This is a genomic window from Streptomyces sp. NPDC093094, from assembly GCF_044754345.1.
GTDB lineage: Bacteria > Actinomycetota > Actinomycetes > Streptomycetales > Streptomycetaceae > Streptomyces.
Genome location: NZ_JBIVOX010000011.1, coordinates 49186 through 69251, shown reverse-complemented (window position 1 = coordinate 69251; position 20066 = coordinate 49186). Strand labels below are relative to the sequence as shown.

General features: G+C 72.7%; 21 protein-coding genes and 2 pseudogenes. 15 read left to right on the top strand and 8 right to left on the bottom strand.

What is annotated here, in order from left to right; genetic code table 11:
• Positions 1-14: 14 nt before the first annotated feature.
• On the bottom strand, positions 15-839 hold the full coding sequence (locus ACIQGV_RS23975; protein WP_402497628.1) for a class I SAM-dependent methyltransferase: 825 nt from the start codon (positions 837-839) through the stop codon (positions 15-17).
• Between the two features lie 371 nt (positions 840-1210).
• On the opposite strand from ACIQGV_RS23975, the gene rpsA reads away from it, so the two are divergent.
• The 4 genes from rpsA (at position 1211) to ACIQGV_RS23955 (ending at position 5129) form a co-directional block, all read left to right on the top strand.
• Positions 1211-2704: a 30S ribosomal protein S1 gene (gene rpsA / locus ACIQGV_RS23970; RefSeq protein ID WP_402497210.1), complete on the top strand. Its 1494-nt coding sequence runs from the start codon at positions 1211-1213 to the stop codon at positions 2702-2704.
• Positions 2705-2949: 245 nt separating this feature from the next.
• Complete coding sequence (locus ACIQGV_RS23965) at positions 2950-3888, top strand: PAC2 family protein (protein WP_402497209.1); 939 nt, start codon at positions 2950-2952, stop codon at positions 3886-3888.
• A gap of 143 nt (positions 3889-4031) precedes the next feature.
• Entirely contained in the window at positions 4032-4646 is a 615-nt protein-coding gene (gene coaE, locus ACIQGV_RS23960; protein ID WP_402497208.1) for a dephospho-CoA kinase, read from the top strand.
• Positions 4647-4748: 102 nt separating this feature from the next.
• Positions 4749-5129, top strand: coding sequence for a tetratricopeptide repeat protein (locus tag ACIQGV_RS23955; RefSeq protein WP_402497207.1), 381 nt, complete (start codon positions 4749-4751; stop codon positions 5127-5129).
• Positions 5130-5148: 19 nt separating this feature from the next.
• On the opposite strand, the gene ACIQGV_RS23950 is transcribed toward ACIQGV_RS23955, so the two are convergent.
• Positions 5149-5415: a DUF6343 family protein gene (locus ACIQGV_RS23950; protein WP_402497206.1), complete on the bottom strand. Its 267-nt coding sequence runs from the start codon at positions 5413-5415 to the stop codon at positions 5149-5151.
• An 85-nt stretch (positions 5416-5500) separates the two neighbouring features.
• Between ACIQGV_RS23950 and ACIQGV_RS23945 the strand changes: the two are divergent.
• From ACIQGV_RS23945 to ACIQGV_RS23935, 3 genes and pseudogenes are all read left to right on the top strand, one after another.
• A pseudogene (locus tag ACIQGV_RS23945) lies at positions 5501-5758 on the top strand (hypothetical protein); the annotation flags it as partial.
• A gap of 23 nt (positions 5759-5781) precedes the next feature.
• Positions 5782-6138: a hypothetical protein gene (locus ACIQGV_RS23940; protein WP_402497204.1), complete on the top strand. Its 357-nt coding sequence runs from the start codon at positions 5782-5784 to the stop codon at positions 6136-6138.
• Positions 6139-6203: 65 nt separating this feature from the next.
• Positions 6204-6668, top strand: coding sequence for a DoxX family protein (locus ACIQGV_RS23935; RefSeq protein ID WP_402497203.1), 465 nt, complete (start codon positions 6204-6206; stop codon positions 6666-6668).
• A gap of 66 nt (positions 6669-6734) precedes the next feature.
• Here the strand turns inward: ACIQGV_RS23935 and ACIQGV_RS23930 are convergent, their stop codons facing one another.
• Positions 6735-7253, bottom strand: coding sequence for an RNA-binding S4 domain-containing protein (locus tag ACIQGV_RS23930; RefSeq protein WP_402497202.1), 519 nt, complete (start codon positions 7251-7253; stop codon positions 6735-6737).
• A 41-nt stretch (positions 7254-7294) separates the two neighbouring features.
• Between ACIQGV_RS23930 and ACIQGV_RS23925 the strand changes: the two genes are divergently transcribed.
• Positions 7295-8056, top strand: a complete 762-nt coding sequence (locus ACIQGV_RS23925; RefSeq protein WP_402497200.1) for a uracil-DNA glycosylase — start codon at positions 7295-7297, stop codon at positions 8054-8056.
• 9 nt (positions 8057-8065) lie between these two features.
• Here ACIQGV_RS23925 and ACIQGV_RS23920 read toward each other — a convergent pair whose 3' ends face one another.
• Together ACIQGV_RS23920 and ACIQGV_RS23915 are read right to left on the bottom strand one after the other, a co-directional pair.
• A complete protein-coding gene (locus tag ACIQGV_RS23920; protein WP_402497626.1) occupies positions 8066-8527 on the bottom strand; it encodes a GNAT family N-acetyltransferase in 462 nt (153 codons plus the stop codon).
• Positions 8513-8914 (bottom strand): annotated as a pseudogene (locus tag ACIQGV_RS23915) (RidA family protein); the annotation flags it as partial. The gene ACIQGV_RS23920 and the pseudogene ACIQGV_RS23915, both read right to left, overlap by 15 nt.
• A gap of 534 nt (positions 8915-9448) precedes the next feature.
• On the opposite strand from ACIQGV_RS23915, the gene ACIQGV_RS23910 reads away from it, so the two are divergent.
• The 5 genes from ACIQGV_RS23910 to ACIQGV_RS23890 all read left to right on the top strand — a co-directional run bounded on the left by ACIQGV_RS23910 (position 9449) and on the right by ACIQGV_RS23890 (position 15057).
• Positions 9449-10216, top strand: coding sequence for a nucleotidyltransferase domain-containing protein (locus ACIQGV_RS23910; RefSeq protein ID WP_402497623.1), 768 nt, complete (start codon positions 9449-9451; stop codon positions 10214-10216).
• Positions 10217-10474: 258 nt separating this feature from the next.
• A complete protein-coding gene (locus ACIQGV_RS23905) occupies positions 10475-12376 on the top strand; it encodes an FUSC family protein (protein WP_402497199.1) in 1902 nt (633 codons plus the stop codon).
• A gap of 130 nt (positions 12377-12506) precedes the next feature.
• Complete coding sequence (locus ACIQGV_RS23900) at positions 12507-13859, top strand: amidohydrolase (protein WP_402497197.1); 1353 nt, start codon at positions 12507-12509, stop codon at positions 13857-13859.
• Positions 13860-14038: 179 nt separating this feature from the next.
• Complete coding sequence (locus ACIQGV_RS23895) at positions 14039-14728, top strand: DUF899 domain-containing protein (RefSeq protein ID WP_402497196.1); 690 nt, start codon at positions 14039-14041, stop codon at positions 14726-14728.
• Positions 14729-14883: 155 nt separating this feature from the next.
• A complete protein-coding gene (locus ACIQGV_RS23890; RefSeq protein ID WP_402497195.1) occupies positions 14884-15057 on the top strand; it encodes a hypothetical protein in 174 nt (57 codons plus the stop codon).
• Positions 15058-15129: 72 nt separating this feature from the next.
• Here the strand turns inward: ACIQGV_RS23890 and ACIQGV_RS23885 are convergent, their stop codons facing one another.
• From ACIQGV_RS23885 to ACIQGV_RS23875, 3 genes are all read right to left on the bottom strand, one after another.
• Positions 15130-16992 (bottom strand): ABC transporter ATP-binding protein, encoded by a 1863-nt coding sequence (locus ACIQGV_RS23885; protein ID WP_402497621.1) that lies wholly within the window; start codon positions 16990-16992, stop codon positions 15130-15132.
• A 436-nt stretch (positions 16993-17428) separates the two neighbouring features.
• Complete coding sequence (locus ACIQGV_RS23880; RefSeq protein WP_402497194.1) at positions 17429-17851, bottom strand: hypothetical protein; 423 nt, start codon at positions 17849-17851, stop codon at positions 17429-17431.
• Positions 17848-18462, bottom strand: coding sequence for an ATP-binding protein (locus tag ACIQGV_RS23875; protein ID WP_402497193.1), 615 nt, complete (start codon positions 18460-18462; stop codon positions 17848-17850). Before ACIQGV_RS23875 ends, ACIQGV_RS23880 begins: the two co-directional genes overlap by 4 nt.
• Before the next feature lie 279 nt (positions 18463-18741).
• On the opposite strand from ACIQGV_RS23875, the gene ACIQGV_RS23870 reads away from it, so the two are divergent.
• Together ACIQGV_RS23870 and ACIQGV_RS23865 are read left to right on the top strand one after the other, a co-directional pair.
• Positions 18742-19602 (top strand): helix-turn-helix domain-containing protein, encoded by an 861-nt coding sequence (locus ACIQGV_RS23870; protein WP_402497192.1) that lies wholly within the window; start codon positions 18742-18744, stop codon positions 19600-19602.
• Entirely contained in the window at positions 19603-19878 is a 276-nt protein-coding gene (locus ACIQGV_RS23865; RefSeq protein ID WP_402497190.1) for a DUF397 domain-containing protein, read from the top strand.
• Positions 19879-20066: the final 188 nt, after the last annotated feature.

Genomic DNA, 20066 nt, shown 5'->3' with positions numbered 1-20066 from the left:
AGCCGGTCGGCCGGTCAGTCCCGCGCGCAGACGAAGATCGCCGTTCCGGGGATCAGGTTTCCGCGCAACGGCGACCAGCCGCCCCACTCCGCGGTGTTCCAGGCGGGCCACTCCGGCTCCACCAGGTCCGTCAGCCGGAAGCCCGCCGCGACGACGTCCCGCACCCGGTCGCCGACCGTCCTGTGGTGCTCGACGTAGACCGCGCGGCCCTCCTCGTCCTGCTCGACGTAGGGAGTGCGGTCGAAGTACGAGGCGGAGACGCTCAGCCCCTCGGGGCCGGGTTCGTCCGGGAACGCCCAGCGGAGCGGGTGGGTCACCGAGAACACGAGACGGCCGCCCGGCCGCAGCACCCGGTGGACCTCCCGGAGCACCTGCACGGGGTCGGCGACGAAGGGCAGCGCGCCGTAGGCGGAGCACGCCAGGTCGAAGGACGAGTCGGCGAAGGGGAGGGCACCGGCGTCGGCGCACACCAGAGGGAACGTTCCGCCGATGCGCAGCGCGTGCTGGAGCTGGCGGTGGGACAGGTCCAGGGCCACCGGCCGGGCGCCCTGCGCGGCGAGCCAGCGCGAGCACTGCGCCGCGCCCGCGCCGATCTCCAGGACGTCCCTGCCCCTGAGCTCGTCCGCCGGACCCAGCAGCTCGGCCTCCACCTCGTCGAGACCTTCGGGGCCCCACACGAACCGGTCGTCGCCGAGGAACGTGCCGTGCTCGACCTGGTAGTCGTCCGCGTTGCGGTCCCACCAGCCCCGGTTCGCGCGGGAGCTCTCGGACGAGCCGGCCTCGCGCCTCGTCGCCTCCGGCTCGGCGGGGCACTCGGAAGAAACAGGCTCTTGGATGATCGGCTCCCTCGTCGTACTCTTCCGTCCAACCTGTCCCGGGCGGGCCCCTCACCAAAGGGGTGCCCTGAGTCCTGCGTGGCCTCAGAAGACAGGAATTGTGCCGGGTATGCGGTGTTCCGCCCCGGGTGTGCGCCTTCGCGCATTGACCCTGCCCGGCTGCCCCCGTATGCTACAAGTTGCGCTGCGGGCCTGCGCACCTCAGACGTAGCAGGCTGCGCTCGCATCTGTATGTATGTCCCCTCGGTTCTCGAGGCGCACCACCGGTTTCATCAGGTGGGGCGCTTCCTTGGCTGTCCGGCTTCTGCAGAGCGAAACGGGCTCCGGCGTAGCAGTGCCTACGACTTCATGTCCGTACCGGAGCCCTTTCCCACATGACGAGCAGCACCGAGACCACCACCGCCACCACCCCGCAGGTTGCGGTCAACGACATCGGTAACGAGGAAGCCTTCCTCGCCGCGATCGACGAGACGATCAAGTACTTCAACGACGGCGACATCGTCGACGGCGTCATCGTGAAGGTCGACCGGGACGAGGTCCTGCTCGACATCGGTTACAAGACCGAAGGCGTCATTCCGAGCCGCGAGCTCTCGATCAAGCACGACGTCGACCCCAACGAGGTCGTCGCCGTCGGTGACGAGATCGAAGCCCTCGTTCTCCAGAAGGAGGACAAGGAAGGCCGCCTGATCCTCTCGAAGAAGCGCGCCCAGTACGAGCGCGCCTGGGGCACCATCGAGAAGATCAAGGAAGAGGACGGGATCGTCACCGGTACCGTCATCGAGGTCGTCAAGGGTGGTCTCATCCTCGACATCGGCCTCCGCGGCTTCCTCCCGGCCTCCCTGGTCGAGATGCGCCGTGTCCGCGACCTCCAGCCCTACGTGGGCAAGGAGCTCGAGGCCAAGATCATCGAGCTGGACAAGAACCGCAACAACGTGGTCCTGTCCCGCCGTGCCTGGCTGGAGCAGACCCAGTCCGAGGTCCGCCAGACCTTCCTCACGACCCTCCAGAAGGGTCAGGTCCGTTCCGGCGTCGTCTCCTCGATCGTCAACTTCGGTGCCTTCGTGGACCTGGGTGGCGTCGACGGTCTGGTCCACGTCTCCGAGCTGTCCTGGAAGCACATCGACCACCCCTCCGAGGTTGTCGAGGTCGGCCAGGAGGTCACCGTCGAGGTCCTCGACGTCGACATGGACCGCGAGCGTGTCTCCCTGTCGCTGAAGGCGACCCAGGAAGACCCGTGGCAGCAGTTCGCCCGCACCCACCAGATCGGCCAGGTCGTGCCCGGCAAGGTCACGAAGCTGGTTCCGTTCGGTGCGTTCGTCCGCGTGGACGAGGGCATCGAGGGTCTGGTCCACATCTCCGAGCTGGCCGAGCGCCACGTGGAGATCCCGGAGCAGGTCGTCCAGGTCAACGACGAGATCTTCGTCAAGGTCATCGACATCGACCTCGAGCGTCGTCGCATCAGCCTCTCGCTGAAGCAGGCCAACGAGGCGTTCGGTGCCGACCCGGCCACGGTCGAGTTCGACCCGACCCTGTACGGCATGGCCGCGTCCTACGACGACCAGGGCAACTACATCTACCCCGAGGGCTTCGACCCCGAGACCAACGACTGGCTCGAGGGCTACGAGACCCAGCGCGAGGCGTGGGAGCACCAGTACGCCGAGGCGCAGACCCGCTTCGAGCAGCACCAGCAGCAGGTCATCAAGTCCCGCGAGGCGGACGCCGCTGCCGCCGCCGAGGGTGGCGAGGCCGCCGCTCCGGCCGCGACCGGCGGTTCGTACTCCTCCGAGGGTGGCGACAACTCCGGCGCCCTGGCGTCGGACGAGGCGCTGGCTGCCCTGCGCGAGAAGCTGGCCGGCGGCCAGAGCTGAACTCCCCCGCAGGGAGGAGCTCAGCCGCTGAGGCTTAGCCGCTGATCCGAGGGGCCGCACCTTTCAGGTGCGGCCCCTTGGTCGTTCCCCGCTGCGGCGACCGTTCGTCCGCGGGGCGCCGAGGGCCGGGCGCGCAGTTCACCGGGCCCCCTTGAGGCGCCGATGTGCTCCGATTTTCATGATCGGGGGAATGCGCACGCGTTGTGCCTCGTTGTTCACTGTGAACACGAGGAGGAGCGGTCACTGTGCTTGATCCGCAGGGTTTGTACACGTGGGAGCCGAAGGGGCTGGCCGTCGTCGACATGGCGCTCGCCCAGGAGTCGGCCGGCCTTGTCATGCTCTACCACTTCGACGGATACATCGACGCGGGCGAGACCGGCGACCAGATCGTCGACGGGCTCCTCGACTCGCTGCCCCACCAGGTCGTGGCCCGGTTCGACCACGACCGGCTCGTGGACTACCGGGCCCGCCGCCCGTTGCTGACCTTCCGGCGCGACCGCTGGACCGCCTACGAGGAGCCCACCCTCGCCGTACGCCTGGTCCAGGACGCCACCGGAGCACCCTTCCTGCTGCTGTCCGGGCCCGAACCGGACGTGGAATGGGAGCGTTTCGCCGCCGCCGTCGACCAGATCGTGGAGCGGCTCGGCGTCCGTCTCGCCGTGAACTTCCACGGCATCCCCATGGGAGTCCCCCACACCCGCCCCGTCGGCCTCACCCCGCACGGCAACCGCACCGACCTGATCCCGGGCCACCGCAGCCCCTTCGACGAGGCCCAGGTGCCCGGCAGTGCCGAGTCGCTGGTCGAGTACCGTCTGATGGAGGCCGGCCACGACGTCCTGGGCGTCGCCGCCCACGTCCCTCACTACATCGCCCGCTCCGCCTACCCGGACGCCGCGCTCACCGTCCTGGAGGCCATCACGGCCGCCACCGGACTGGTCCTGCCCGGTATCGCCCACGGGCTGCGCACGGAGGCCCAGCGCACCCAGACCGAGATCGACCGGCAGATCCAGGAGGGCGACGAGGAGCTGACCGCTCTCGTCCAGGGCCTGGAGCACCAGTACGACGCCGTCGCGGGGGCGGAGACCCGCGGCAACATGCTCGCCGAGCCCGCGGACATTCCCTCCGCGGACGAGATCGGGCGCGAGTTCGAGCGGTTCCTGGCGGAGCGGGAGGGCGACGCCTGAGCCGCGGCTCGGGCGGGCGTGCCCTTCCGGCGGTCGTGTCCGAGGCGCGGCTCCTTCCGGCGGTCGTGGGCGGGCGTGTCCGAGGCGCGGCTCCCCAGGTCCCGGCGGGTGCGCTGCCGGAGGGAGGCCCTAAGCTTCCGCTCATGCTGACAGTGGGCCTGACCGGCGGCATCGGTGCCGGCAAGAGCGAGGTGTCACGGCTGCTCGTGGAGTGCGGAGCCGTGCTGATCGACGCGGACCGCATCGCCCGTGAGGTCGTGGAGCCCGGCACCCCCGGTCTCGCCGCGGTCGTCGACGCCTTCGGCAAGGACGTGCTCGCCGAGGACGGCAGCCTGGACCGCCCCCGACTGGGCTCGATCGTCTTCGGCGACCCGGAGAAACTGGCCCTCCTCAACTCCCTCGTCCACCCCCTGGTCGGTGCCCGCTCCCGCGAGCTGGAGGAAGCCGCCCCCGCGGACGCCGTCGTCGTGCACGACGTACCGCTGCTCACCGAGAACGGCCTGGCAGCGCTGTACGACCTCGTGGTCGTCGTCGACGCCGCCCCGGAGACCCAGCTCGACCGGCTCGTGCGGCTGCGCGGCATGGCCGAGGAGGACGCACGCGCGCGCATGGCCGCCCAGGCCACCCGCGAGCAGCGCCGGGAGATCGCGGACATCGTCATCGACAACGACATGCCGCTTCCGGAACTCCGTCGCCGGGTAGACGAAGTGTGGGAGGACCTCGCGGAGCGGGCCCGCAGCCGCTCGGATCCCTCCTGAGGCGCCTGGGCGGGTGCCGCCGCGACGGGACGGAGGGCGGGGAGGGGAATAGGGCTGTCCGCCGCGGGCGTTGGAACGCTGCACCGTGGGAAGGACTGTGCCGTGCCCGAGACCAGCGGTTCGACCGGACGTACTCCGGAGACGCATGTCATCGACTTCCGTGCCGCCGAGCAGCTGCTCGCCGCACGGGACCCCAGCGGCGCGGTGAAGCTGCTCGACCGGGTGATCGCCGCACACCCGGAGAACACCGCCGCCCGCCTGCTGCGCGCGCGTGCTTTCTTCGCGGCGGCGCAACTGCGACCCGCCGAACTGGAGTTCACCATCGTCCTGGAGCGCGAGCCGGACAACGCCTTCGCCCACTTCGCGCTCGCCCGCACCTACGAGCGCCAGGGGCGTCCCGACCAGGCCAAGCGTCACTTCCGCCTCGCGGCCGCGCTCGACCCCAACCCGCAGTATCTGAAGGCGGCCCGCTTCGACTCGTGACCGGCCGGCCGACGGCGGCTCAGGGGCCGTGGCTCTCCGGCGGCCGGTACGGCGGCACATCAGGGCCCGGCTGGTAGTGCGGGCCCTGCCGTATGTGCCGGAGGACGACGGTCAGGTCGACCGTGGCCACCAGCCACAGCACGCCGCAGGCGACGGCCCACCCGATCCGGTCGGCCAGCGTGAACGCGGCCGTCCCGAAGATCGCCCAGGCGATACCCCACAGGCTCAGCCAGAAGCGCGCCCGCAGTGCGCTGCGCGCGGTCGTCGGCTCACTGCCTGTACGCATCGCTGTCGCCGTTCCTGCTTGAAACGTACTCCCGGCCCGGGGGTTCTCCAAGGGACCGGTGCCGGAGGCCGGAGGCGGGCCTCCGGCGGACCGCACCGGCGACGGCGTGCGGTCGGTCCGCGCCGTGTACGAGTTCCCGGACGCCGTCTGGACCCAGACCTTCAGGGCGCGGCCGCTGACCGAGAAGCAGTTCGAGGAGGCGCTGGCGGAGGCGGGGCTGAGAGTGGACAGGTACCTGACGCCGGACGGCACATGGGTGCGGGCGGTACGGGAGGGCCGGGGTCCGACGTCGCCGAGGGGGAGGTCGCGGGGCGGTGGGAGGGAGCCGAGAAGACACGGCTGACGCTCCGGAGGGACGGTACGGCGGTGGTCCGGCATCTCGACGGCCAGGACTTCGGCTTCGACGACGGCCGGAGAGTCTCCGGTACCGGGACCCGGGCTCCGACCGACGACCCCGGAGGGCAGGAGATCCGCCTCACCATGAGGACGCGGACCCGTGCGGAGACGCGCGGCGCGGCGACGGCGGGGGCCGCCTCCACCGCTGCCGCCGGACCGCCTTCGGCATACACCTGGCACCTCTGCACGGGCTGCGACGCGCAGCGGAGGGTGGAGCTGTTCTTCCTGTACGGCGATCCCGGCATCGGGAACAGGTACGTGCTGAGACGGCCGGCCGAGCCGGACGCATCCGCGCATCCGGCGAGAAAGTCCGTCGTGCAGCGATGAGTTGGAGCGGGTGCGGGGGTCTGTCCCTGTGACAGCACAACGACCACCGCACCCGGGAGAACCTCATGTCCGAGACCACCGCATCCGTCGCCGCCGCCGCTTCCACCGCTCGCAGAGCGGTCGTCGCCGAGTCCGCGGGGGGACGAGGGCGGCGGGCCCGTACCGCCCTGCGCGGCCTGCAGATCGTGCTCGCGCTGTTCTTCGGGATCGCGAGTGCCCTGCCCAAGCTGATCGGTCACTCGACCGCGGCCGAGATCTTCGACGAGATCGGCTGGGGCAGCGTGGGGATGTACGGCGTCGGTGTGCTGGAACTGGCGGGCGCGATCGGGCTGTTGGTGCCGGTGCTGCAGTCCGTGGCGGCCCTGGGGCTCGGCGGGCTGATGGCCGGGGCGTTCTTCTTCCAGATGACCGTCTTCGACGGGGAGAACGCGGCGACCCCGCTGATCCTCGTCGTGCCGCTCGCCCTGATCGCCTGGGCCCGGCGGGACCGGAACGCGCAGCTGCTGAGGCTGGTACGACGCGGCGCCTGAGGACCGGCCCCGAGGCATGATCTGGACGTCCGGCTCCCAGGCCCGACGCCGTGTACCCGCAGGGCCTCACCGCTCCCGGGGCGAGCGGCCTCCCGGGAGGAAGCCCAGGCCGCCGAGGTCGCGCAGGCGTTCCAGATCGCGGCGGTCGCGCTTGGTGGGGCGGCCGGTGCCGCGGTCGCGGATGCCCGCCGGGGCGACGGTCTCGCGGGGCGGCGGGGGCGGGCTGTTGTCGACGTAGCACTGGACGGCGACGGGGGCACCGACCCGCTTGCGGATCAGGCGCTTGACGACGACGACACGCTCACGGCCCTCGTGCAGGACCCGGACCTCGTCACCGAGGCGCACGGAGTGGGCGGGCTTGACCCGCTCGCCGTTCACACGGACATGGCCGCCCTTGCAGGCCGCGGCGCCGACGGACCTGGTCTTGACCAGCCGCACGGACCAGATCCAGCTGTCGACCCGCACGCTCTCGCCGTTCGACGGCCCGGCCGCCTCGGCCGCGGCCACGGCTGCGGCGATCTTCGGGTCGGGCCGGTCGGCGCCGTCACCGGTGTGCTGCTTGTCGTCCGTGTCCTGGGAAGCCATGGCATCGACCTTAACTCTCCCCTCCGTCCTACCGTGGGGACATGGACCCAGCCGATCCGGCCACCCCGCCCCGCCTGCGCGACCTGGCTGCGCTGGACCACCGCATCGCAGGCTGCCGGGCCTGTCCGAGACTCGTGCAGTGGCGGGAGGAGGTGGCCCGGACCAAGCGGGCCGCGTTCGCGGAGTGGACGTACTGGGGGCGGCCGGTGCCGGGCTTCGGGCCGTCGGACGCGAGGCTGCTGCTGGTGGGGCTCGCTCCGGCGGCGCACGGGGGCAACCGGACGGGGCGGATGTTCACGGGGGACAGGTCGGGAGACGTGCTGTACCAGGCCCTGTACGACGTGGGACTGGCGTCGCAGCCCACGTCGGCGGCGGCCGACGACGGGCTGGAGCTGTACGGGGTCCGGGTCACGGCGCCGGTGCACTGCGCACCGCCGGAGAACCGGCCCACACCCGCGGAGCGCGACACCTGCAGGCCGTGGCTGGTGCGGGAGCTGGGATTGCTCAGACCGACGGTGCGGGCCGTGGTGGTGCTGGGGGCGTTCGGCTGGCAGGCGACGCTCCCGGCGCTGGCGGCGGCGGGCTGGACGCTGCCACGGCCGAGACCGGCGTTCGCGCACGGGGCGAGGGTGAGCCTCCCGGACGGTGAGGGCGGGGACGGACTCGCGCTCTTCGGCTGTTTCCACGTCAGCCAGCGCAACACCTTCACCGGCCGGCTGACCCCCGCGATGCTGCGGGAGGTGCTGGGCGCGGCGGCCGAGACGGCGGGTCTGCGGCCGGCTCGGCCCGACGGCCCCGGGTGAGGTGCCTGCTCAGGGGCGCCACTCGTAGCGGACGTCCGGTTCGCGTTCCTCGTTGCCGCTGCCGTCGGTACGCTCGGCGGCGCGGAAGCCGTGGCGTTCGTAGAAGCGGTGGGCGGGTCCGTTGACCTGGAAGGTCCACAGGCTCAGCCCCCGTGGAGCCCGCTCCTTGGCGAGCGCCAGGAACCGGTCGCCGATGCCCCGGCCCCGCCAGCCGGGGTCCAGGTACAGCTGCGAGAGCTGCTCGCCGTCCAGGACCATCAGCCCCACGACGACGCCCTCGGCCTCCGCGACCCAGGTCTCGTGCCCGGGCACGACCACATCACGGAGGTAGGCGCGCACCTCGTCGTCGGAGTGGGCCCGTCGCACGGTCGGCAGCGCGGTGTCGAAGGACCGGAGGTAGACATCGGCGACCGCGTCCGCGTCCGCGGCGACCGCCCGCCGCAGGGTGACGTCGCCCGGTCCGGGGACCACGGCCGTGGCCGTGATCTCCACCAACTGCCCGGTGTATCCGAGGCAGGCCACACCGAGCAGCGTCGAGGAGTGCGGTCCCGTGCTGAGCCCGGACGCCTCCACGACGTCCCACACGGCGTGCAGGGCCGAGGGTTCGCCGGAGACGACGTACACGTCGGTGGAGACGACGTGCGCGAAGTCGCTGCCGACCGCCCGCAGCTGTTCCCCGAGGTTGGCCATCGCCTGTTCCGCCTGCCGTACCGGATCGCCCTCCCCGACCAGCTTGCCGTCGGCGTCGAGCGGCACCGAACCGGCGAGGAAGGCCAGCCTGGTGCCGGCCTCGACGACCGAGCCGTGCGCGTAGGTGGGCGGCGGGAAGAGGCCAGGGGCGATGACGCGCCGGATCATGCGGTGGGTGCTCCTTGAGGACGCCGGAACAGGAAAGGGTGCCGGTCGCGGGAGGAGCCGACCGGTCGAGATGCCCATCGATCATCGACGGTCGAGCCTCTGCCCGCACGTGCTTTATGAGGCCGCGGTCCGCGGCACCGCAGAGCGCCAGGGCCTCGTGCTCCGGGTGCGTCGTACCGGAGAGGGGGCAGAGCCCTGCGGCCGGGCCCGGCGCACCGGAAAGCATCGTGGCCTTGCGGTGGGGCTTGCCGTGTCCGGGAGTGTCGTGGCCTTGCGGTGGGGCTTGCCGTGTCCGGGAGTGTCGTGGCCTTGCGGTGGGGCTTGCCGTGTCCGGGAGTGTCGTGGCCTTGTGGCGGGGCTTGCCGTGTCCGGAGGTGTCGTGGCCCCGTGGCCGGAGCTCGCCGCGTCGGGAGCGCCGCAGTCCGGCCGGTGGAGCTCGCCGCGTCCGAAAGATCGTCGCGTCCCGGGCCCCCGCCCCCTACGCTGTCGGCGACCCGGAACCCCGCACACCCCCTCCCACAGGAGCCGACCGTGCTGTCCCACCCCTCCGACCAGGTCTTTCTCGACACCACCGCCGACCGTCTCGCCTCGCTCCCGACCGTGCGCGCCGTCGCCCTCGGTGGCTCCCGCGCCCAGGGCACCCATCGCCCCGACAGCGACTGGGACCTGGCCGTCTACTACCGCGGCCCCTTCGACCCCGCCGATCTGCGCGCCCTCGGCTGGCAGGGCGAGGTCTCCGAGGTCGGCGGCTGGGGCGGCGGCGTCTTCAACGGCGGCGCGTGGCTCACGATCGACGGCCGCCGCGTGGACGTGCACTACCGGGATCTGGACGTCGTCGAGCACGAACTCGCGGAGGCGCAGGAGGGACGCTTCCGGGTGGAGCCGCTGCTGTTCCATCTGGCCGGGATCCCGAGCTACCTGATCGTGGCCGAACTCGCGATCAACCAGGTGCTGCGCGGCCGTCTGCCCCGGCCCGCCGCCTACCCCGACAAGCTGCGCACCGCCGCCGCGGAACGCTGGCACGACACGGCCCGCGCCACCCTGGCCTACGCGAGAACGGGCCACGCGCCCGCCGGCCGTGTCACCGAGGTCGCCGGCGCCGTCGCACTCGCCGCCGCGCAGGCCGCTCACGGTGTGCTCGCGGCGCGGGGGGAGTGGGTGACGAACGAGAAGCGGCTGCTGGAGCGGGCGGGGCTGCGGGAAGTCGACGCCGTCGTCGCCTCGCTGCCCGCCGACGGAGACCCGGAGGGCATCCGTGAGGTCGTGGCGTGTGTCGAGGCGCTCCTGCGGATCGACGGGTGACTCCGGACGAACGGCCCGGACGATCCGAGGCGTTCCTCCTGCGCGATCCGCACTCCGGCGTCTTCGTCACATGGCCGAAATACGTCTGTTCCTTCCCCTCCAAGAACACGATCTAGGGTGGGAACCGCCGAGATCACTCGAGATCCGCAGAGATCCGCAGAGATCCGCGAAGCCGTCGATGTCCGCCGAGGCCGTCGATGTCCACCGCCCGGCCGCTGTCGTCCGAAGGCGTTCCGCCCTCGTACGGACAGGAGTCCCGTGTCGCGTCGTGCAGTCGTCGTTCTTCCGCCCTGGCTCGGGCACGCGTTGCGTGCTCAGCGGGGGCCGGTTCCATGGAGCGCGGTGGGGCGGGGAGCGCTGGCGGCGGGGCCGTTGCTGGCGGGTTCCCTGGCCGCCGGGCGGGTCTCCCTCGGGGTCGTCGCCGCGGTGGCGGCCATGCTGGCCGGGATCAACGACCGGCCCGGGAGCAGACGTTCGGCGGTGCGGCGGCTCGGGGTGCCCGCCGTCGTCGGCGCGGCCGGGCTGGCCACGGGAACGTATGCCGGGCAGGCGCTGGGGGCTGTCGCGCTGAGCCTCGTCCTGCTGGTGCTCGGGGTGCTCGCGGGATGTGTCAGTGCCGTGGGGCCCGTGGCGTCCTCGGCGGGTACGCAGTTGCTCGTCGCGGCGGCCGTGGGTGCCGGGATGCCGCTGCCCGAGCCCGGCTGGCAGCGAGGACTCGCCTTTCTCGCCGGAGCCGGCTGGCTGCTCCTGCTGCGCCTCGCGCTGCCCGCTCCCGGCGCGTTCGCCGGCGACTTCCGGTTCGACGGGGAGCGGGCGGCCGTCGCCCGGGTGTACGACGCGATCGCCGAGCTGCTCGACGCCGCCGGCGGCAAGGACGCCGTGGCCCGGCGCACCGCGCTGACGGCCGCGCTCGACCAGGCCCAGGACGCGCTCGGCGGGCCCCGGCTGCGACGGTACGCCGCGTCCGCCGCGGAGCGCCGGCTGCACGCGCAGTACGCCGCGGCCCTGCCGCTCGCCGAGGCCGCGACCGCGCTGGCCTGGTCCGCGGAGGCCGTCGCCGGGCGGGCCTCCGACGCACTCCGGAGGCTCGCCGCCGCCGTGCGCGGGGCCACGCACACCGGGCCGCTGCCCGCGCCCTGCCGGTCCGCGCCCGCGCTGCGCGCCCTCGACGACGCGCTCCTGGCCGCCGCCGAGGCATTCGACCAGGGGGACGGAGGTGACCTGCACACGCGCGGACGAGGACTCGCCGGTGCCGTCCGTACGGCCTTCGGCGTCGGCGGGCGCGAGTACGGCTTCCGTGTGGGTCTGTCCTTCGGGGCGGCGGCAGCGGTCGCGCAGTGGCTGCATCACGCCCACTGGTACGGACCGCACCCGCACTGGTACTGGCTGCCGGCCACCGCCGTCTTCCTGGTCAAGCCCGATCTCGGACCGCTGGTCTCCCGGGTGCTGTGCCGGGCGGCGGGGACCGTGCTCGGGGCGCTCCTCTTCGCCGGTCCGGCCGCCGTACTGCCCGGGCCCGCGGCGCTCGTCGCGGTCGTGGCCGTGTGCGGGGCGCTCATCCCCGTGGCCACGCGGCACTTCGCCGCCCAGACCGCGGTCGTGACGGTGCTGGTGCTCGCGCTGGTGATGGTGGGCGGCGAACCGCCGGCCTCCGCCGGCCGGATCGGCGAGACCCTGCTGGCCTGTGCGATCGTCCTGGTCGTGGGGCATCTGCCGGTGCCGCTGCCGGGGGAGCGGGGCGGCGGCGTACGCGCCCGCCTGGTGACGGCGGCCGAGGCCGCGCACGGCTATCTCGCGCACGTCATGAGCGGCTCCGACGACCGGGCCCGGCGCTGGGTCCTGCGCCGCGAGGCGTATCGCACGCTCGCCGAGGCCCGGGCCGCCGTCGCGCTGGCCGCCGCCGAACTGCCCGCCCTCGCCCGGCACGCCCGGGGCGTGGACGAGGCCGCCGCCCTGCTGGAGCGGCTCGTCGACACCGTCACCGCGTGCGCCGTCCACCTCGACGACACCGGGAGGCTGACCTCACGGCACACCCGCCAGATCGACGACGTGCTGGAGCGGCTCACGGCCCATCAGGAGAGGACGGGCCTGCGGCTTCCCCGGCTCGCCGTCCCCGTCTGGCTTCCCGACCCGGCCGTCGCGGTCCAGGGGCCGACGTGAGGGACTGATGTTCCACGGCGTTCCCCGGGGCCCGGACGGAGGAGACGGAGGAGGTTCTCCGGGAACCCGACGCCCGCAGACGTGCCGGGCTTCCTTCCGGTGGAGCCGTGCCCCGGCGTACGTTGGCGTGGTGAGCCAGCCTCCCGCCGACCTCGTCATCACCGGATGCACGGTTCTCGTGCACGACGACCAGGAGCGGATCGGGTTCCAGGAGGACGCCGCGATCGTCGTACGGGACGGCATCGTCGCCGCCGTCACCGGCGCGGCCGACGCGGCGGGCGTGCCGGCCGCCGAGCGCGTCGACGGGCGGGGCCAGGTGGCGCTGCCCGGCCTGATCAACTGTCATACGCACGCCCCGATGGTCGCCCTGCGCGGTCTCGCCGAGGACCTGCCCACCGAGGAATGGTTCAACGACGTGGTCTGGCCCGTCGAGGTCAACCTCACCGAGCGGGACGTCGAGCTGGGTGCCCGGCTGGCCTGCGCGGAGATGATCCGCGGCGGCGTGACCTGCTTCGCCGACCACTACTTCGCGATGGACACGGTCGCCGCGGTCGTCACCGAGTGCGGGATGCGCGCCCACCTGGGGCAGACCTACTTCTCCTCGCAGGGTCCGCAGGGGCGGGAGGCGTCCCTGGAGTTCGCGCTGCGGCACCGGGGCGGTGCGGACGGCCGGATCACCACCGCCCTGGCCCCGCACGCCCCGTACACGGTCGGCGACACCGACCTCGCCGCGACCGCCGCGCTGGCCCGTGAGCACGGCCTGCCGGTGCATCTGCACGCCGCCGAGAACCGTGACCAGGCCGAGGCGAGCCTCGCCCGGCACGGCGCCACCCCCGTCGAGATCCTCGAACGCACCGGACTCCTCGACACCGACGTCCTCATCGCCCACGGCACCGGCATCCTCGACCGGGACCTGCCCGTCCTGGAACGGGCCGGCGGCCGGGTCGCCGTGGCGAGCGCGCCCCGCGGCTATCTGAAGTTCGCCTGGCCCACCACCACGCCCGTACGCGCCCTGCGTGCCCTCGGCGTCCCCGTCGGCCTCGCCACGGACGGTGCCGCCTCCAACAACTCCCTCGACGTGTGGGAGTCGATGGCGCTCACCGCCCTGGTCCAGAAGTCCACCGAGGGCGACCCGCGCTGGCTGACCTCACGTCAGGCCCTGCATCACGCGACCGTGCAGAGCGCCCGGGCCGTGGGGCTGGGCGACCGGGTCGGCCGTATCGCCCCGGGCCTGCGTGCCGACATCGTCCTGGCCGATCTCACCGGCCCGCACACCCAGCCCGTCCACGACCTCGCCGCCACGCTCGTGCACAGCGCCCGCGCGGGCGACGTCACCACCACCGTCGTGGACGGCCGCGTCCTGATGCGCGACCGTGAACTGCTCACGATCGACGTGCCGGCCGTGGTGCGGGAACTGGGGGAGCGGCTGCCCGCCCTCGTCGACCGCCGCCACGGCGGCCGTGTCCAGGAGTACGGCACCTGAGAGGGTGAGTACGGCACCGGCGCGGATCCGTATCGAGTACGGCACCGGCGTGAGCCCGTGCCGAGTACGGCACCGGCGAGATCCCGGTGCGCGGCCGGGAAGAATCTTCGCGTGCGCCGATGAGTTCCGTCCGCGGCACCGGTCACCACACGCAACGGGACCGTTGCACAGGAGGGGCCATGTCGCTTCCGGAGATCGTCTCGCGCGCCCAGTGGCGTGCGCGGCGCGAGGAACTGCTGCTCAAGGAGAAGGCGGTGGCCCGTGCGCGGGACGCACTGAACGCCGAGCGGCGCAGACTGCCCATGGTCGAGGTCGACAAGGAGTACGTCTTCGAGGGCGGCGACGGCAAGGCCACCCTGCTGGACCTCTTCGAGGGGCGGGACCAACTCGTCGTCCACCACTTCATGTTCGCGCCCGGCCGGGAGACGGGCTGCCGCGACTGCTCCGCCTTCCTGGACCAGATCGGGCACCTGGCCCATCTGCACGCGCGGGGGACCTCCTTCGCGGCCGTCTCCCGCGCCCCGTACACCCGGATCCTGCCGTTCAAGGCCCGTATGGGCTGGACCGTGCCCTGGTACTCCTCGTCCGGCAGCGACTTCGACCAGGACTTCGAGGCGGCCCGGGAGCGGGACGGGAAGCTCGTCGAGAGGTCCGGTCTGAGCTGTTTCCTGCGGGACGTCGACCGTGTCTTCCACACGTACTCGACGTACGGACGAGGACTCGACGGACTCGGCTCGACCGCCAGTCTCCTCGACCTGACCGCGCTCGGCCGCCAGGAGGCGTGGGAGGAACCAGAGGGGCGTGCGTCGGCCTTCGGGACGCCTGTGGACAGGGGGAAGATCCGGTATCACGACGAGTACGACGACTGACACGCACGGTGGCGGAGAGCCGGAAGTCTCCGAGACCTGGCTCACACGGAGCGGTGAACGAGTGTCAACTACGTCTCAGTCCCGTCACCGAGCGGGCCCTTTTCCCTTCCGCGGGCGTTAACTCGTACCAGTACGACGCTTTGTGGAGGTGCTGGATGGTGAACGGGCGAAGGGTGCTCGAGCGCTTTCCCGCAGGCGGGCCGCGCGGATCGTGGCCCGCGGAGGAGTTCGCGCACGCGCGCCGCATGGAGGGCCTGCCCGCCGAGGTCGTGATGGACCTCGTGACGGACACGTTCCTGGTGATCGTCCGGGGCGACGGGCCGGAGTGAGATCCGGGCGCGGTGGCCGTCGGCAGTTCCCGGGTACGGTGGCCGCCGACAGCCGGCCGCCGGTGGTGGCGGTCAGCCCGCCTTCGGTGCCGGCAGCCGTGCGGTGAACTGCTCGGCCTGGAGGCCGTACAGCTCCGCGTAGATCCCGCCGGACGCCAGCAGTTCGTCGGGGGTGCCCGACTCCACCAGCCGGCCCTGCTCCAGCACATGCACCAGATCCGCGTGACGTACGGACGCCAGACGGTGCGTGATCAGGACGACGGTCTGACCGGTCCCGGCCAGAGCGCGGATCTTCTCGAAGACCTCCAGCTCGGCCCGCGCGTCCAGGGCGGCGGTCGGCTCGTCGACGATGAGGATGCTGCCGCGCCGGTACGCGGCCCGCGCGATGCCCAGACGCTGCCACTGGCCGCCCGACAGTTCGTGTCCGCCGCTGAAGTTGCGGGCCAGCAGCGTGTCCAGGCCGCGCGGCAGGTCGGCGACGACGTCCTCGGCACCCGCCTGCGCGACGGCGCTCCCGAGGCGTTCCTCGGTCAGGGGAGCCGCCGGACGGCCGACGGCGACATTGACCCTCGCGGTGAACGGCCACCGCTTGAAGTCCTGCGCGACCATCGCGATCCGCTCGGCCAGTTCCCGCCGGTCCGCGGTCGCCGCGTCCACGCCGTCCCACATGATCCGGCCGCCGTCCGGCTCGTACAGCCCGGCGAGCATCTTGACCAGGGTCGTCTTGCCGGAACCGTTCTCCCCGACGAGCGCGATGATCCGGCCGAGCGGGAGGGTGAGGCTGACCTCGTCCAGGGCGGGGCGCGCGGCGTCACCCGGATAGCTGAACGTGACGTTCTCGAACCTGATCTCCCGCGGATCCTCCGGGAGGGCCGCCCCGCCGACCGGGATCGCCCGTTCGGCCGCCTCCTTGTACAGCCGCTGGAGGTCGCCCACGAACAGGGCTTCCTCGTGCAGCTGGTTCACCTCCAGGACGAGGCTGTCCAGGCTGCCCGAGCCGGTACGGATGGCGATCACCGCCGTGCCCGCCACCGACAGGGCCATCGCCCCGGCCAGCAGCAGCCCGCCCAGCGTGGCGTACGTCGCGACGGTCGCCAGGCCCGTCCACGCCGCCGCGATCAGCCCCGTACGCGCGGCCAGGCGGGCGAGGCGGGCCTGCTCGGCCTCCGCGGTCTCCGACATCGCGCGGAAGTGGCGCAGCAGGAACGGACCCACGCCGTGCAGCCGGATCTCCGGCGCGGCCGACGGCTCCGTCAGCAGGCCCTGGAGCAGATAGCCCGCGCGTGCGTGCTGCACCCAGGCGTGGAAGGACTCGTAGCGGCGGCGCGCGTTGGTCAGGGCACCCCACGCGCTGGGCAGCGTCATCGTCATCAGCAGCGGCAGCAGGGCCGGGTGCAGCACGGTCAGCACACCGGCCGCCGCGATCAGCGAGATCATCGCGTTCACCAGCCGGGTGGCGTGCGCGATCATGCGGCGTGAGGCGGAGGCGCCGTACTGCGCGGTGTCCAGCAGTTTGTGGAAGGCATGGTCCTCGATCGCGGCCAGCTCCACGGAGGCCGCCCGCTCCAGATACCGCTCGGTCGCCAGCCGCTCCACCTTCGGCTCCAGACGGCCGGTGGCGTACGTCGACGCGGCCCGCAGCAGTGCGCCCAGCAGCAGGACCACCGCCATCGTGACCAGGGCGGGGACCGCCTCGCGCAGCCGGTCCTCGATGGGCCCGTCCGTCATCAGGCGGGCCAGCACGCTGTTGACCGCGAGCAGACCCACCGCCTGGGCGAGACCCCGGCCCCCTTCGGCGGCCAGCACCACCCGCGCGGCGTTCCGGTCGGCCTGCCAGGCGAGGGCCAGGCTGGAGCCGAGCAGGGAGGGCAGCCGGGTGATCATGGAGCGGAAGCCCAGTTCGAGGAAAGCGTCCGCGTGCTGGCTCCAGCCCATGTCGTAGCGCAGCGGGCCGCCGAACAGCAGCCGCTCCGACTCCGACGGTTCCGCCTGCCCCGCCTCGCGCTCCCGCCGCGCCTTCCTCACCGTGCGACCTCCCCCTGATCGTGTACGGAGGGCCATCCACTATCGCGGCGCGGTTGCCGCGGTGGCAGGGCGCAGAACCGAGGGGCGGGTATGCGCGGGCGTGCGCTGGAGGGGAGGGAGGGGCGAGGAACCGGTGGAGGTGTGCCGGCGGTGCCCGCCGGAGGGCGTCCGCCGGAGGCGCCGCCCGGGCCGCGGCGCCTCCGTAGTCCTGCGGCGTGGGTCTGCGGGGTCTGCGGGGTCTGCGGGGCCTGCGGGTGGGTCCGCGGGGCCTGCGGGACTTGTGCGGTGAGCTTGTGGGGCCTGCGCCGCGGGCCCGCGGGCCTGTGCGGCGACTGGTCCGCGGGGCCTATGCCGTGACCGGCCGGGTCCAGGCCGGAGCGGTCCCGGTGAGCCGGCACAGGGCCAGGTAGAGCGGGATCGGCGGAGTGTAGGGCAGGGTGCCCTCGGGCCGGTGGATCAGCCGGGCGGCCACGGGGGCCACCGCGCCGGAGACGTAGCGCGCGGGCGCGGGCCAGTCGAGGGCGTAGTCGGAGTCGGCGGGGACGAGCCACCACCAGTAGGTGTCGTCGGCGTAGACACAGCCCACACGGGGGAGCCGGGGCGCGAGCTCCGTGCCCAGCCGGGCGGGTATCGCGACCGCGTCGCAGCCGAGCGGGGCCGTCATGCCGTCGGGCACCGACAGCCGCCGGGGCGGGAGCGCGGCGGGCACGCCACGGCCCAGCCGGACCAGGGTGTCGAGGCTGAGCACCTGTCCGGCGGCGGGGCTCACGCGGGCCTCCGCCGGGTGGCGCGGTCACGGGGCCCGGTCTCGTCGTCGCCCGAGCCGCCCTGGGGCGAGCCGGGCTTCGGACGGGAGGTCCAGCCCAGGTCGCCGCGCGGCTCACCGGGCCCGGCGGCCTGGCGTGGCACGTCCGCCCAGACCAGCAGGCCGGTGCCGTGCTCCTGGGCCCCCCAGGCGCGGCACAGGGCCTCCACGAGGAACAGTCCCCTCCCCTGCTCCTCCTCCGTGCGCCGCTCGCAGGGATGGGGCTCGGTGGGCGCGCAGCCCTCGTCCCGCACGGCTATGCGCACGCTGTCGTCACCGTCGTGCAGCTCGCACACGACGACGGTGCTCGCCGTGTGCACGATCGCGTTGGTGACCAGCTCGGATATGACCAGAGCCGCGGTGTCGCGGGTGTCCTCGCACACCGACCAGCCGGCCAGTCGCGCCCGCGCCAGTCTTCTGGCGCGCGCGGGGGAGCCCGGGTGTGCGGCCAGTTCGAAACGGAACCGGCGCTCGGGCCCGTCCCCGAAGGGACCGACTCCCGTGGCGGCGCCGAGGCCGAGCGGGCCTGCGGCGGCGTCTGTTCCTAAGGGCGCGGACGGAATCACGCTTGCCACTATCTCCCCGCCGTGAACACTTGGCAAGTGTCACTCTGGAAAATGCAGAGTGCTGTGTGGCGTGGTGGAAGGCCGTGGCACACTGCTCGCAACAGCACGTCGAGCGGCGCCATTTGGGATCGCCGAGACCTCGCCGGACTTGTCCGGCCTGGCCTGATCTGTACATAAAGTGTCTGGATCAGACTGTTCTGACGGACGCCGGCAAGGGCGCCGCGAGGTTTCGGACGGGTCTTCGGATGGCGCCGCAGGGCTGTCGGGATTCTTCGGTGGAGGTGGAGCGTGAGCGAACCGCGGTCCGCGCCGACCGTGGGGCAGGTCGTCCTCGGTCGGCGCCTGCTGGACCTGCGGGAACGCGCGGGGCTCAAGCGCGAGGAGGCGGCCCGCGTCCTCCGCGTCGCCCCGGCCACCGTCCGCCGCATGGAGATGGCCGAGGTCGCGCTCAAGATCCCGTACCTCCAGCTGCTCCTGAAGGCGTACGGCGTCCCCGAGGACGAGGCCGACGCCTTCGTGCAGCTGGCCGAAGAGGCCAACAAGCCCGGCTGGTGGCAGCGGTTCCACGACATCCTGCCGGGCTGGTTCTCGATGCACGTCAGCCTGGAGGGGGCGGCGAGCCTCATCCGCAGCTACGAACCCCACTTCGTCCCCGGTCTGCTCCAGACCGAGGACTACGCGCGCGGGGTGATGCTCTCCGGTGCCGTCGGCCAGACCAGGCCCGACGACATCGAGCGGTATGTCGCGCTGCGCATGCAACGCCAGGATCTGCTCACCCGTGAGGGTGCACCGCGGTTCTGGGTCGTGATGGACGAGACCGTGCTGCGCCGCCCGGTGGGCGGCCCGGAGGTGATGCGTGCCCAGATCGACCGACTGCTCGAAGCGACGAAGCTGCCCAATGTGACGCTGCAGGTCGTCCCGTTCGCCACGGGGCCGCATCCGGGCACGTACGGGCCGTTCGTGCTGTTCCGATTCGCCATGCCCGAACTGCCGGACATGGTCTACAGCGAGTACCTGACCGGAGCCGTCTATCTCGACGCGCGTTCCGAGGTGGCCACCCACCTGGAGGTCATGGACCGCATGGCGGCGCAGGCCGCTACGGCACATCGCACGAAGGAGATCCTCCGGGATCTCCGCAAGGAGCTGTGAATGGATCGCATCGACCCCCAGCCGGCACCGCGGATCCGCGGGCAGCGGATCTACAACGGCATGCCCGCGCGGGACCTGGGCAGCGAGGGCTGGCACAGGCCGTGGAGCGGCGGCAACGGAGGCAACTGCCTGGAGGCGATGAAGCTCGCCGACGGCCGCATCGCCGTGCGGCAGTCCACCGACCCCGACGGGCCGGCGCTGATCTACACCTCGGACGAGATGACGGCGTTCATCGAGGGAGCCAAGGCGGGGGTGGCCGACTTCCTGCTGTCCTGAACGACCCGCGCGAAGACGCCTTTTGATCTTGCGAAGACGCCTTTTGATCTTGTGTTGAGCCCGGAACACCGTTGCGGGGGGGGCGGGCCCCCCCCCCGCCCCCCCCCCCCCGGGCCCGCCCCCCCCCCCGCCGCCCGCCCCGCGGCCCCCCGGGCCCCCCCCCCCCCCACCCCCCCCCCCCCCCCCCC